Here is a 13,541-nt window from a genome sequence, read left to right as displayed (position 1 = left end):
GGAACGCCGGCGCTGAAACCACCACGCAGGGCGACATCAAAAAACAATGAAGGAGACAACATCTATGCGTTATTCGATTGCACGTTATCTGGGACGTTCCGCCGCACTGGCCATCTGCCTGTTTCCGGCCGCCGTGTTCGCACAGGAGCAGGCCGCCGCGCAGGAACCTGGGTCCGGGCCGAATGCCGAACAGCTTGCCGCCGCCCCGGCGGAGCAGGGCACGGATCAAGCGGGGAATCAGGGCACCGAGCCGAAGAACGTGGTGATCGTCACGGGCGTCACCCGTGTCACCACCAAGAAAAATGCCACGTTCTCGATCAATACCCTCAGCTCGGAAGAGATCCTCAAGCTCGCGCCGATGAGCACCGCCGACCTGCTCAATAACATTCCCGGCATCTACGCCGAGGGCAGCACCGCCGGCGAGGCCAGCAACAACATTACCGTGCGCGGCTTGCCGGTGATCGGCGGCTACCGCTTCTCGCCGCAGCTGATCGACGGCTTGCCGGCGTACGAAGACCCGGAAGTGCCGTTCATGAACAACGACGTGTTCATCCGTACCGACTTGATGACCGAGAACGTCGAAGTCGTCAAGGGCGGCACCGGCGGCATCCTGTATTCGAACGGCCTGGGCGCGGCCGTGAACTACGTCACCCGCACCGGCGGCGACAAGCTCGAAGGCGGCTACAAGTTCGAGTACGCCGACTACGGCTTCTTCCGCCACGACGCCTACCTGTCCGGTCCAATCAACAGCAACCTGACCTATGCCGTGGGCGGCTTCGTTCGCAAGAGCGATGGCATCCGCGATACCGGCTACACCGCCGACAAGGGCGGCCAGATTCGCGGCAACCTGGTCTGGACCAGCGATGACCGCAAGACCCAGGCGCGCGTCGACGCCCTGCTGCTGAACGACCGCACCGCCTTCTACCAGAACCTGCCGATCTCGGTGCCGCGCTTTACGGAGAGCGGCACGCCGGCCAGGCCGACCGTGCTCGAGCAGGACAGCATCGAGCCGCTCGGCATTCCGTTCGCGCACGGCACCACCGCATCGCCCTACAACCGCAAGTTCCAGATGCTGGGTGAGTACGGACAGCGCACCATCGACCAGGCCGACGGCATCCATCCGAATTTCAGGATGCTGACCTTGAAGCTGTCGCACGAACTGCAGAACGGCTGGCGCCTGTCGTCGGGCCTGCGCCATACCTGGGGCACCAGCGGATTCAATGCGACCTTCACGGGCAATGACACCACTTCGGCCACCAACTTCCTGGCGGCGCGCTACCAGAACGACGTGGTCTCGCCGGCGCATAACGCGGCCCTGGCCTGCGACCTGAAAAACGCCAAGCTGATCGGCTACTTCAACGTCCCGGCGGTCAATCCGTGTGCGCAGTTCGCCGGCATCAGCCGCGACGCCTTCCTCCAGAACTACGCCAGGGGCACCGGCGTGGTCGGCACGTACCTCAACGATGGCAGCCGCGTGCAACCGAACGCGCTGCTGAATTTCCTGCTGCCGTTCGTGACCCAGTCCAAGGCGCACAGCACGTCGCTCGACCTGAAGGCGCAGAAGACCTTTGTACTGGCCGGTACCCACGACATGACGTTCGGCCTGTACAAGAGCCGCTATGCGTTCTCGCCGCAGTTCCAGTCATCGCTGCTGGTCGTCGAAAGTGCCGAGAATGCGCGCATGGTCGACCTGGCGGTGGTCGACGCCAGCGGTAACCGGGTTGGCCCGAGCCTGACCACCGGCGCGGCACTGCTGCCGGGCTCGTTCGGCTGGAACAGCGACGTCAAGGCCGCGGGCAGCGCCGCCTATCTGCTCGATCACTGGGAGACCATGGGCAGCCGGCTGAAGGTGGACGCCGGCGTGCGCTGGCAGAACGTCCACGGGAAGGCGAACCGGCGCGAGCGCGAGGTCATCACCAACCTGACCCCGGCCAATGTGGTCCCCGGCTCCCTGGAGGACACCGTTGCCGACGATGCTGTCCAGTTCCCGGGCAAGCCCAACCTGCTGGACAAGAAGTATCACGCGTTCGGCTGGTCGATCGGCGCCAACTACAGCCTCGGCAAGCCCCTGGCCGTGTATGCGCTGGCATCGCATTCGTTCCGGCTGCCAAGCGTGGAAGACCTGAACAACCTCGCCATGGCCCGGCCGGTCGTGGTGGAGGGGCGCACCATCGAAGTCGACGCGGTGGAAACGATCAAGCAGTACGAGGCGGGCCTGCGCTACCTGACGCGCGGCGTCGGCGCGGCGGTGGCGGTGTTCTACAACGACTTCTCGCCGCGGAGCCAGATCAACCAGTACGACGACTTCCAGTCGCCGCAGTGCGTGTCGCTGGGCGGGGTGCCGCAGATATCGACCTGCCCGCGGGTCGCGCAGCTGTACAAGCGCGGCGTGGAAAACGTCGGCGCCGAGGTGGAACTGAGCTGGCGTCCGGCCGCCGTCGAAGGGCTGGAACTCAAGGGAAGCGTGGTGCTGCAGAACCCCAAGATCAACGGCGCCCGCTTCACGGTGGTGGACAGTGTGCGCGATGCGCAGGGCGTTATCAGCGGCTACGAGTTCAAGCAGGTCAGCGAGGATGGCAGGCGTTCGCGCCGCCTGGCCAGGCACATGCTCAATTTCATGCCGTCGTACGACCTGTCGCATGCCACCGGCATCCCGCTCACCGTGTATGGCCAGTACCAGGTCACCGGCTCGCGTTTCTCCGATTCCACCGACCGCAACGTGACGCTGCTGCCGGCGTATTACATGCTGAACCTGGGAGCGCAGTACCAGGTGAACGAGCGCCTGTCGACCCAGCTGTTCGTGGCCAACGTCACGAACCAGCTGTCGTTCACCGAAGGCGATGCGCTGGTCGCGGACCTGCTGACGCCGGACGGCACGCGTAACCGCGGTGCGGCCCGGCCACTGTTCGGCCGCACCATCCGCTTCAGCGTCAACTACCGCTTCTGAGACGCTCCCGCATTGCTTTCCTTCGGGTGGCGCCCGGCCGGTCCGGCGCGCCGCCCATGTTTCGCCACTGTGATTTATCAAGGGATCCTTGTCATGACTTTCAAAACCGCTTTGCCCGTGCTGGGCCTGGGCGCCTTGCTGCTGTGCGGCTGCGCCACGCCGCCTCCGGATGCCGTCTACCGCGAGCATCACCGTCCCCAGCTTTCCTTCAGCCCCGAGCGCAACTGGATGAACGACCCCAACGGGCTGGTGTACCACGACGGCGAATACCACCTGTTCTATCAGTTCAACCCCAGCGGCAACGCCTGGGGCGACATGTCCTGGGGCCATGCGGTCAGCCCGGACCTGCTGAACTGGTCCGAGCTGCCGCCAGCGCTGCCGGTCGAGAAGGACGCCAAGGGTGCGATCACGCAGATGTTCTTCTCCGGGAGCGCGGTGGTCGACCATGCCAATGCCAGCGGCCTGGGACAGCCCGGCAAGCCGGCCATGGTGGCGCTGTACACCGCGATGTTCCCCCAGGCGCGCACCTTGGCCGGCAAGACCATCCAGGCCGGTACCCAGGCGCAGTCGCTGGCATACAGCCTGGACCGCGGGCGCAGCTGGACCCAGTACCCGGGTAACCCGGTGATCGAGCTGCCGCCCGCGCCCTACGCCGCCGAATACCGGGACTTCCGTGATCCCAAGCTGTTCTGGCATGCGCCGCAGAAGAAGTGGGTGATGGTGGCGGTGCTGCCCAACCTGCACAAGGCCTTGTTCTACAGCTCGCGCGATCTGCTCAAATGGGAGTTGATGAGCGAGTTCGGCCCGGCCGGTTCGGTCAGCGGTATCTGGGAGTGCCCGGACCTGTTCGAGCTGCCGGTCGACGGCGACCCGGCGCGCCGCAAGTGGGTGCTCGTCATGAGCCAGAACCCCGGCCATCCGGCTGGCGGCTCCGGCACCCAGTATTTCGTGGGCGACTTCGACGGCACCCGCTTCACCTGGGACCGCGCCGCCTCGGACGGACAGGTCCAGTGGCTCGACTACGGCGCCGACTTCTACGCCGGCGTGACCTACAACGGCGTGCCGGACGGGCGTCGGCTTCTGGTCGGCTGGATGAACAACTGGCTCTACGGCCAGCAAGTGCCGACCACGCCCTGGCGCGGCGCCCAGTCGGTGCCGCGTGAGCTGAGCCTGGCCACGGTGGATGGCAAGATCAGGCTGGTGCAGCAGCCGCTGGCGGAACTGAAGCGCCAGCGCGCACAGCGCGTGGCCGAATTGGCCTCGGCGCAGGTGGCGCCCGGCGTGCTGCCGGTGCAATCCTCGTCCGCGGCGGGTGATGCGCTGGAAATCGAGCTGCGCCTGCAGCCCGGCAGCGCCCGCTATTCCGGCATTCGCGTGCGGGCGCACGGCGGCCAGTACACCGAGGTCGGCTACGACCGCGAGAAGGGCACCGTCTATCTCGACCGCAGTCGCGCCGGGCAGGCCGGCTTTCACGCGGACTTCGCAGCGCGCCACCATGCGCCCGTGGCGCTGCGCAGCGGCCAGCTGCCGTTGCGCATCCTGGTCGATGGCGGATCGGTGACGGTGTTCGCCGGCCAGGGCGAGGCCGTGCTGACCGACCAGGTATTCCCCGGCCGTACTTCGAAAGACATGGCCCTGTTCAGCGAAGGCGGCACGGCCGGCGTGACAGGCCTGTCGGCCTGGTCGATGAAGCCGGTCCAGCTCAAGCCCGCCAACGCAACGGAGGGCGCGGGCCGATGAACACACTGCTGAAGGGAATCCTGGTCGGCGGCCTGGCGGGCCTGCTGTTCGGCTTCGATACGGCCGTCATCGCCGGTACCACGCAAGGCTTGTCCGCCGCATTCGATCTCGCTCCGGCGGCACTCGGCATGACCGTGTCCAGCGCGCTGTGGGGCACCCTGCTGGGGGCACTGTTCGCCGGCCGTCCGGGCGACCGCTTCGGCGCGCGCGACTGCCTGCGCGCCATCGCGCTGCTGTACGTCGTGTCGGCGCTGGGCTGCTGGCTGGCGCCGAACCTGGCGGTGCTGGTCGGCGCGCGCGTGCTGGGCGGGATCGCCATCGGCGCCTCCTCGGTGCTGGCGCCGATCTACCTGGCCGAGATCGCGCCGGCGAACCGGCGCGGCATGATGGTCGGCGCCTTCCAGTTCAATATCGTGCTGGGCATCCTGCTGGCATACCTGAGCAATTACCTGGTCGGCATGCTGGCGCTGGGGGCGGACGAATGGCGCTGGAAGTTCGGGGTCGCCGCGCTGCCGTCGCTGCTGCTGTTCGCACTGGTGTTCATCATTCCGAACAGCCCGCGCTGGCTGGCGCTGAAAGGGCGGCGCGCCGAAGCGGCCGCCGTGCTGCGCCAGATCGGGGTGGCGGACGTGGAAGAAGAGCTGAGGCAGTATGCGCAAGGCCAGCGCGCGGGCGGTGCGCGCCTGTCATGGGCGCGGCACCGCAAGCCGATGCTCCTGGCCGTGACCATCGCCGCGTTCAACCAGCTGTCGGGCATCAACGCGATTCTCTACTACTCGAACGATATCTTCGCCGCGGCCGGCTTCGGCAAGATGTCCGCGGACCTGCAATCGGTGATGATCGGGGCCACCAACCTGGTCTTTACCCTGCTGGCGCTGACGGTCATCGACCGGGTGGGGCGCAGGACGCTGCTGCTGATCGGCTCGATCGGGATGGTGGCGGCGCTCTCCGCCACCGCGGCCATCCAGCTGTCCGGCAGCGGCCGCGATCTGCTGCTGTGGGCGCTCATCCTGTTCATCGCTTCGTTCGCCTTCTCCCAGGGCGCGGTCGTGTGGGTGTATATCTCCGAGATCTTTCCGACCGAGGTGCGGGCGCGCGGCCAGAGCCTCGGCGCCTCGACCCACTGGCTGATGGACGCCATCATCGCCGGCGTGTTCCCCTTGATGGCGGCGGGATCGAGCGGGCTGCCGTTCGTGTTCTTCGCCGTCGCGATGGTGCTGCAGTTCGTGGTGGTGGCGCGGTACTTCACCGAAACGCGCGGCGTCAAGCTGGAAGACATGGCGGGCGTGATGGCGAACGCGCCGGCAAAAGTCGCCTAGCCTGGCAGCAGGTTCGATGTCACCGCAGGCGCTTGCTCGCCTGCGGTTTCAAGAATCCCCTTTGGCCGGCCCTTGCTCACCCTGGCCCACCACCGCCGGCAAATAGGCAGCGCAGAACTCCGGCGGCATGCGCCTTGGTTTTCCGCTGTCGATCTCGATGCACACCAGCTGCCAGCGCCCGCGCATCACGGTGGCGCCATCCGCCGCGCGCACCAGCTGGAAGCGGCGCTCCATTGTCAGGCGGCCATCCGTGGCGACCAGCCAGGTGCCCAGCAGCAGCCCGTCGCCCAGGCCGGTCGGCAGCAGGTAGTCGTAGGCCGCGCTGGCGATCGCCATCGCCCGGTTCAGCCGGCGGTAGTCGCCCAGGTCGAGGCCCAGCGCGACCGAGTGCGACCAGCCGGCCTGCTCGCACCAGCGCACGTACACGGCGTTGTTGGTATGGTCCAGCCCGTCGATATCGCCGGCGGCGGGGCTGACGGGAAAAACATGCGGCTCGGGGTAATCCCAGTTCACGGCGGCTCCACGGCAAAGGCAGCATTGTAGCGCCCGCCGGAGAGGGCAGCCCGGCCAGGGCTGCCTGGCTTCTCAGCGGCCTGCGGCACGCACCAGCTGCACATCTCCCCAGGTCGCCACGACAGGCGCCGCACCGTCCGATGCCGCTCCCCGTACCACCAGCTCGATGACTTTCACGCCCCGGATGTCCGCCCTCAACCGATGCGCCCTGGCGCCGAAGGCCACCGGCGGGCTTTCGGCCAGCAGTTTTCCATCGCCATACACGTGGAAGCGCACCGGCTGCTTCGTGTCCTCGGTCGAGTCATCCACGCCGACCGAGGCCGTCAGCACCGCATGGCCGGCATCGTTCTTCACCTGGAGCCGCGAGTTGGCCAGGATGCCGATGCCCGAGTCGAACGCCTGCCCGGCCACCTGCAAGGTCTGGCCGAATGGCGTGGTATCGGCCTGCGCGCCGCCCCAGCCGGCATATTGCGGCCGCGAGCCGCCCGAGCGGGTATTCGACCAGGGGTCGATCATGCGGTGGATGGTCGGATCGGGTTGCGGCTGCCGCGTGCCGTCGACGGCGACGTTGATCGATCCGGGAATCTCGGAAAGGTACACGCCGTTCTCCAGCTGCCGCGTGCCGGTCGCCTCGAATACCAGCGTCTCGCGCGGCGCCAGCGTGAACGCCTTCTCGCCGGTGAACGTCACGCGTTGCTTCGACCACAGGTCGCGCAGCGTCACCGGCGCGCTGTCCGACAGCTTCAGGTGCCTGGCCAGCAGTGTCACCGGGGCGGGGGATGCGCCGCGGTTGAACAGCGCCACCGCCTTGCGCTGGCCATCGCCCAGCGTCTTGACGATGATCTGCGCATCGTCGGAATCGTAGGTCACCACGCCCTGGTGTCCCGCCTTGTCCTGGTTCAGGCGTACCACGTCCGCGTTGCCCAGCACCGCGAGGAACGCTGCCGGGCCATTGCGCAGGTCGTAGCTGACCAGCATCGGCGCATTGATCATCGCCCACAAGGAGAAATGCGAACGCACCTCGACCGGGTGGGCGGCGTCGAAGTCGCCATGGCCGATGTGCAGGATGTCCGGATCGTTCCAGTGGCCGGGGCCCGCGTACAGCGGGCGTTTCGCCGCGCTGTCGAAGTTATGCAGCATGCTGGTCCAGCTTGGCGTGATGTCGCTGCTGGTGCGCCACAGGTTGCCGACGTCCTTGCCCCAGGTGCGTACATTGGCCATGCCCCAGGCGCAGATCGACAGCACGTAGTCGTTGGCCGGCCGGGCCGCCTTCAGCGCCGCGGCCACGGCTTCGTAGCGGGCGCGCACCGCCGCGATATCGGTGCGGTTGATCGAATTACGTTCGATCAGCGGTGCCATCGCACGGTAATCCTGCTTTTTCACCAGCTCGGAACCCGGCACGAAATCGGCCAGCCCGCAGGCGTCGATCTTGATGTAGTCGAAACCCCATTCCCTGAAATACAGGTTGATGTCCTGCGTGACGTGGCCGTCCAGCCCCACCTCGCGCTCGGCGGTCGTGCCCTGAGGCAGGTTGGGCGAATGCAGGTCGTAGGCTTGCGAACAGGCGTTGCGGCCGATGTCCGTGTAGATGCCGGCCTTCAGGCCCATGGCGTGCAGCCTGTCGGTGAAGGGCTTGAAGCTGGTGCCGTCCGGCCCGCCGGTAGCCGCCGAGGGGAAGATGCCGGTGCGGATCTGCAGGCGGCCATCGCCGGTGCGGCGCTTCAGCCACCAGCCGTCGTCGAGGTTGACCTGCGTGTAGCCGAGTTTCGCGAGCCCGCTGTCGACCAGCACCCGCGCGGCGCCCATCACCTTGTCTTCGTCGACTTCGGTCCGGAACGCATTCCAGCTGTTCCAGCCCATCGGCGGCGTGCTGGCGCTGCCGCGCATGTTGCCTTCCCATCGACCTGCCGGGGCCAGCGGATCTGCCGACGGACTCCCATGCGCCTGCGTGGCCAGCAAGGCGGCCGCTGCAACGACAACGCTGCGGAGGAAGGTACCTTGTCGTTGTTTGCTCATCCTGGACCAGCGGTCTTGCATGCGTATCTCCTGTTTGTCGTGAAAGGTCGCTTCGATCGCCGGTGCCGCGTCCGCCGGCGCTTTCGATGCTTGCGATCTTCTCGCTGGCAAGCCGGGACAATTCGAAAGTGCGGGTACGCGGGCGGATGACAGGGCAAGGAAGGCGGGACTTCGCAAGGGGCCGAAGTCCTGGTTGCGGATGATAAGCGAAAGAATTCGAAAAGAGAAGATGCGTCCTGTGGCAGAAAAAAGCCAGCAAACGAAAATAAAATGAAAGTTCTTTGCATTTCGTTCGATAATTAATTACGATCGAAACTGTTCGTAACGCAAACTGCAACGCAACATCCACAACGACCGCGCCATGATCGAGGGGAAAACCGGAATGACAAGCAGCAGCATTGCACCTCAGGACGCCACGGCTCCAGTCAGCGTTGTGCCAGCGAGCGTGACGTTCTGATGGGCCGCCTGGAGACAACGACCGCCGCGGAGACGACGACCGCCATGGAGACGACCGCGATGCCGCATGAACGAGGCGCCACGGCTGCGCGCCGGCCGCGCTGGCTCGGCTACGCGCTGGCGACCGCGCTGCTGTGGGGCGTGTGGGGCGCGTTTGCCGGTCTGCCCACCCAGCACGGCTTCCCCGAGACGCTGGTGTACGTGGTGTGGGCGCTGACCATGGTGCCGCCGGCGCTGTTCGTGCTGGCGCGCTCGGGCTGGAAAGTGCGCCGCGACCGCACCGCGCTGGCCTACGGCCTCGCCATCGGCCTGCTCGGCGCCGGCGGGCAGATGGTGCTGTTCTACGCGGTAAAGGCCGGGCCGGCCTACCTGATCTTCCCGCTGATTTCCCTTTCGCCGGTCATCACGATCGTGCTGTCGTTCCTGTTCCTGCACGAACGCACCGGCCGCATGGGCCTGGCCGGCATCGTGCTGGCCATTTGCGCGCTGCCGCTGTTCGACTTCAACCCGGCCGGCGCGCCGCAGCAGTATGGATTGTGGTTCGTGCTGGCGCTGGCGGTGCTGGTGGCATGGGGCCTGCAGGCCTACTTCATCAAGCTGGCCAATGCGCGCATGGATGCCGGGAGCATCTTCTTCTACATGACCGCGAGTGCGCTGCTGTGCATTCCGGTGGCGCTGGCGATGACCGATTTTTCGCAGCCGATCAACTACGGCCTGTCCGGTCCGTGGCTGGCCGCCGCCACGCAGGTCCTGAACGCGGTCGGTGCGCTGACGCTGGTGTATGCCTTCCGGCACGGCAAGGCGCTGACGGTGTCGCCGCTGGTGAACGCCGGCGCGCCGCTGCTGACCACTGTCATCGCGATGGCGCTGGCCGGCACGGTACCGGGCGGCTACCGGCTGGCCGGCATCGGCCTGTCGCTGGCGGCCGCGCTGTTCCTCGCGCTGCAGGCGGACGACGGCGCCGCGCCCCCCGAATCAACCGAAGGAGTCTGACAATGGAATACATGTTGAATCTGGTGCGCCGCCACAAGGCCGGCGAGCCGGTCGGCATCCACGCGGTGTGCTCGGCGCATCCGCTGGTGATCGAGGCGGCGATGGAAGTGGCGGCAGCGGCGGGGCCGGATCAGCCGGTGCTGATCGAGGCCACGTCGAACCAGGTGAACCAGGATGGCGGCTATACCGGCATGACGCCGGCAGCTTTCCGCGATTTCGTGCACGGCATCGCCGACCGCGTCGGCCTGGCGCGCGAGCGCGTGCTGCTCGGCGGCGACCACCTGGGGCCGAATGCCTGGCAAGGCGAGAGCGCCGATGCCGCCCTGGCGAAGGCCGAAGTGCTGATCGAGCAGTACGTCACCGCGGGATTCCGCAAGATCCACCTGGATTGCTCGATGTCGTGCGCCGGCGACCCGGTGCCGCTGCAGGACGACGTGGTGGCCGCGCGTGCCGCGCGGCTGTGCGCCGTCGCCGAACGGGCATGGCAGGCCGCTGGCGGCGAGGCGCCCGTCTACGTGGTCGGCACCGAGGTACCGGTGCCCGGCGGCGCGCACGAGGACCTGGCGGAACTGAGCGTGACGACGCCCGAGGCGGCGGCGCAGACGATCGCCGCGCACCGCAGTGCGTTTGTCGCCGCGGGGCTCGATGCGGCTTGGCCGCGCGTGATCGGACTGGTGGTGCAGCCCGGCGTCGAGTTCGACCACCACAAGGTGATCGACTTCCGTCCCGAGCGCGCGGTGGACCTCAGCCGCATGATCGAGGATGTGCCCACGCTGGTCTATGAAGCCCATTCGACCGACTACCAGACGCCGGCCAACCTGGCCGCGCTGGTGGCCGGCCATTTCGCGATCCTGAAGGTCGGCCCCGGCGCCACCTTTGCGTTGCGCGAAACGCTGTGGGCGCTGGCCGATATCGAAGCGGCGATGGCCGGCGACGGCAAGGGGTCGGGCTTCAAGGACACGGTGCTGGAAGTGATGCGCGCCGAGCCGGAATACTGGCGCAAGTACTACAGCGACGACCCGCGCGATCCGCGCCGCGCGCGCTTCGACCAGCAGTACAGCCTGAGCGACCGGATCCGCTACTACTGGCCGCATCCGGCCATCCAGGCGGCGCAGGCGCGCCTGCTGGAAAGCCTGGAACGGGACGCGCCGCCGCTCACGCTGCTGAGCCAGTACCTGCCGGCCCAGTACGAAGCGGTGCGCGAGGGGCGGGTACGCAATCGCCCGGTGGAATTGCTGAAAGAGGGCGTGGCCAGGGTGCTGCGCCAGTATATGGACGCTTGTAACAGGGAAGCTTGTAACAGGGAAGCTTGTAACAGGGACGCCGGTAACAAGGACGCCTGCCCGCCAGGCGCCGCAACAAGGGAGTTGGAAGCATGCTAGTCGCAGACAGCAACAAGAACACGCAGATCCTCGGCATCGGCGCGGAGCGGCTCGATGCCGCCGGCGCCGGCCTCACCGCGCGGGAAATCGCGCAGCAACCCGCCATCTGGCCCGAGATCGAGGCGCTGGTCACGGGCCAGCGCGACGCGCTGGACGCGTTCCTCGGCCCGCTGCTGGCGCGCGGCGACCTGCGCATCGTGCTCACCGGCGCCGGCACCTCGGCCTTCATCGGCGAATGCCTGGCGCCGGCCATGCTGGGCGGCGGCTGGCGCGCCGAAGCCGTGCCGACCACCGACCTGGTCTCCGGCCCGCAGCAGTTCCTGCAGCCGAAGGTACCGACGCTGCTGGTGTCGTTCGGCCGCTCGGGCAGCAGCCCGGAAAGCGTGGCCGCAGTCGCGCTGGCCGACCAGCTGGTCGACGAGGTCTATCACCTGGTGATCACCTGCAATGCCGACGGCGCCTTGTGCCAGATGGCGCAAGGCCGCGCCAACGTCTATTCGATCCTGCTGCCGGACGCCACGCACGACCTCGGCTTCGCGATGACCACCAGTTTCACGTCGATGCTGCTGGCTGCCGCCAGTGCGTTCGGCGTGCTGCCGCCTGGTGCCACCGCCGAGCCATCGGCCGCGGCAGCGCGCGTGCTGGACACGATGGTGCCGCTGCTGGAAGAATTGGTGGAGCGCCGCTTCCGCCGCGTGGTCTACCTCGGCAGCAACGCCTTGCGCGGGCTGGCCCGCGAAGCCTCGCTCAAGCTGCTGGAACTGACGGACGGCCAGGTGGTCGCATTGTTCGATTCTCCGCTGGGCTTCCGCCACGGCCCCAAGACCATCGTCGATGCCGACACCCTCGTGGTGGTGCTGCTGTCGAACGACGCCCAGGCGCGCCGCTACGACCTGGACCTGCTGCGCGAGCTGCGCAACGATGGCCGCGCCGGCCGCGTGCTGGCGCTGAGCGGGCGCGACGAACCGGAACTGGGCGGCGATTGCGTCACGCTGCACGGCGCCGGGCTGGCCGCCGACCTGGCACTGGCGCTGCCGTACATCCTGTTCTGCCAGGCCTTCGCGCTGCTGCAGTCACTGGCGCTGGGCCTGCGCCCGGATACGCCGAGCGTGTCGGGCACCGTCAACCGCGTGGTGCGCGGTGTCACCATCTATCCGCTGACGGGAGACGGCCATGTTCCTCGGGGTTGACGGCGGCGGTACCAAGACGGCGTTCGCGCTGGTGGACCGGCACGGGCACGTCCTCGCGCGCCACGAGGAGAGCAGCGCCTACTACCTCGAAGTGGGCATGGACGGTGCCGCGGCCGTGCTGGCGCGCGGCTGCGCGGCGCTGTTCGCCAGTGCCGGCGTCACCGCGGGCGATGTGGCATTCGCCTTCTTCGGCTTGCCGGCGTACGGCGAGGACCGCGCCGTGCAGCCGCAGCTCGATGCGCTGCCGCGCGCCGTACTGGGCCACGGGCGCTACCTGTGCGGCAACGACATGGTGTGCAGCTGGGCCGGATCGCTGGCCTGCGCCGATGGCATCAGCGTCATCGCCGGCACCGGTTCGATGGCGTATGGCGAATTCAACGGGCAGCGCGCGCGGGCCGGCGGCTGGGGCGAGCTGTTCAGCGACGAAGGCTCGGCCTACTGGATCGCCCGCGCCGGGCTGGCGCTGTTCTCGCGCATGAGCGATGGCCGCGCGCCACGCGGGCCGCTGCATGCGCTGATGCGCACGCGCCTGGCGCTGCGCGACGATCTCGACCTGTGCCAGGTGGTCTACGGCGAGCTGAAAGGGGAGCGCAGCAAGGTGGCCGCGCTGTCGCGGCTCGTCTCCGAAGCGGCCGCGCAGGGCGACTTCCAGGCGGCCACGATCCTCGAGTCGGCCGCCGTGGAGGTGGCCGCGCTGGTCGATGCGGTACGGCGCCAGCTCGGCGCCGGCCCCGGTACGGAAGTGGCGGTGTCCTATTCCGGCGGCCTGTTCGGCGCGGAAGGGCCGCTGCGCGCGCCGTTCGCGCGGGCGCTGACCGGCAGCGGCGCGGGCCCGTATCGCCTGGTGGCGCCACGCCTGCCGCCGGTGCTCGGTGCCGCGCTGTATGCGGCGCTGAACGCCGGCACGCCGCTCGATCCCGCCGCGCTGGAACGGCTGGCGGGCGCGCAGTGACAAGCCGCCGGGCACCAGGGCCGGCTGCACGGG

9 protein-coding genes are annotated in these 13,541 nt (G+C 67.9%); 7 read left to right on the top strand and 2 right to left on the bottom strand.

Annotated features, from left to right (window positions below; all coding sequences use genetic code 11):
* The first annotated feature begins 64 nt into the window (after positions 1-64).
* The 3 genes from OU994_RS23005 (at position 65) to OU994_RS22995 (ending at position 6,006) form a co-directional block, all read left to right on the top strand.
* Positions 65-2,947, top strand: a complete 2,883-nt coding sequence (locus OU994_RS23005) for a TonB-dependent receptor (protein ID WP_281607849.1) — start codon at positions 65-67, stop codon at positions 2,945-2,947.
* A gap of 93 nt (positions 2,948-3,040) precedes the next feature.
* Positions 3,041-4,687 (top strand): glycoside hydrolase family 32 protein, encoded by a 1,647-nt coding sequence (locus tag OU994_RS23000; protein ID WP_281607848.1) that lies wholly within the window; start codon positions 3,041-3,043, stop codon positions 4,685-4,687.
* On the top strand, positions 4,684-6,006 hold the full coding sequence (locus OU994_RS22995; RefSeq protein ID WP_281607847.1) for a sugar porter family MFS transporter: 1,323 nt from the start codon (positions 4,684-4,686) through the stop codon (positions 6,004-6,006). The genes OU994_RS23000 and OU994_RS22995 overlap by 4 nt, the downstream gene beginning before the upstream one ends.
* A 48-nt stretch (positions 6,007-6,054) precedes the next feature.
* Here the strand turns inward: OU994_RS22995 and OU994_RS22990 are convergent, their stop codons facing one another.
* Positions 6,055-6,519 (bottom strand): thioesterase family protein, encoded by a 465-nt coding sequence (locus OU994_RS22990; protein WP_281607846.1) that lies wholly within the window; start codon positions 6,517-6,519, stop codon positions 6,055-6,057.
* Between the two features lie 72 nt (positions 6,520-6,591).
* Positions 6,592-8,556: an NPCBM/NEW2 domain-containing protein gene (locus OU994_RS22985; RefSeq protein ID WP_281607845.1), complete on the bottom strand. Its 1,965-nt coding sequence runs from the start codon at positions 8,554-8,556 to the stop codon at positions 6,592-6,594.
* Positions 8,557-9,051: 495 nt separating this feature from the next.
* Here OU994_RS22985 and OU994_RS22980 point away from each other — a divergent pair, with 495 nt between their 5' ends.
* The 4 genes from OU994_RS22980 to OU994_RS22965 are packed head-to-tail and all read left to right on the top strand — an operon-like array spanning position 9,052 to position 13,508.
* Positions 9,052-9,984, top strand: coding sequence for a DMT family transporter (locus OU994_RS22980; RefSeq protein WP_281607844.1), 933 nt, complete (start codon positions 9,052-9,054; stop codon positions 9,982-9,984).
* Positions 9,985-9,986: 2 nt separating this feature from the next.
* Positions 9,987-11,366, top strand: coding sequence for a D-tagatose-bisphosphate aldolase, class II, non-catalytic subunit (locus OU994_RS22975; protein WP_281607843.1), 1,380 nt, complete (start codon positions 9,987-9,989; stop codon positions 11,364-11,366).
* Positions 11,360-12,556, top strand: coding sequence for an SIS domain-containing protein (locus tag OU994_RS22970; protein WP_281607842.1), 1,197 nt, complete (start codon positions 11,360-11,362; stop codon positions 12,554-12,556). The genes OU994_RS22975 and OU994_RS22970 overlap by 7 nt, the downstream gene beginning before the upstream one ends.
* Positions 12,540-13,508, top strand: coding sequence for an N-acetylglucosamine kinase (locus tag OU994_RS22965; protein WP_281607841.1), 969 nt, complete (start codon positions 12,540-12,542; stop codon positions 13,506-13,508). The genes OU994_RS22970 and OU994_RS22965 overlap by 17 nt, the downstream gene beginning before the upstream one ends.
* The last annotated feature ends 33 nt before the right edge of the window (positions 13,509-13,541 follow it).

The organism is Pseudoduganella sp. SL102, assembly GCF_027856995.1.
GTDB lineage: Bacteria > Pseudomonadota > Gammaproteobacteria > Burkholderiales > Burkholderiaceae_D > Rugamonas > Rugamonas albidiflava.
Note: the sequence above shows the minus strand (reverse complement) of the source record. Positions and strands in the feature narration are given on the sequence as shown.

Coding starts and splice junctions, on each gene's coding strand:
- OU994_RS23005 (WP_281607849.1), top strand. CDS start 65: ATGCGTTATTCGATTGCACGTTATCTGGGACGTTCCGCCGCACTGGCC.
- OU994_RS23000 (WP_281607848.1), top strand. CDS start 3,041: ATGACTTTCAAAACCGCTTTGCCCGTGCTGGGCCTGGGCGCCTTGCTG.
- OU994_RS22995 (WP_281607847.1), top strand. CDS start 4,684: ATGAACACACTGCTGAAGGGAATCCTGGTCGGCGGCCTGGCGGGCCTG.
- OU994_RS22985 (WP_281607845.1), bottom strand. CDS start 8,556: ATGCAAGACCGCTGGTCCAGGATGAGCAAACAACGACAAGGTACCTTC.
- OU994_RS22980 (WP_281607844.1), top strand. CDS start 9,052: ATGCCGCATGAACGAGGCGCCACGGCTGCGCGCCGGCCGCGCTGGCTC.
- OU994_RS22975 (WP_281607843.1), top strand. CDS start 9,987: ATGGAATACATGTTGAATCTGGTGCGCCGCCACAAGGCCGGCGAGCCG.
- OU994_RS22970 (WP_281607842.1), top strand. CDS start 11,360: ATGCTAGTCGCAGACAGCAACAAGAACACGCAGATCCTCGGCATCGGC.
- OU994_RS22965 (WP_281607841.1), top strand. CDS start 12,540: ATGTTCCTCGGGGTTGACGGCGGCGGTACCAAGACGGCGTTCGCGCTG.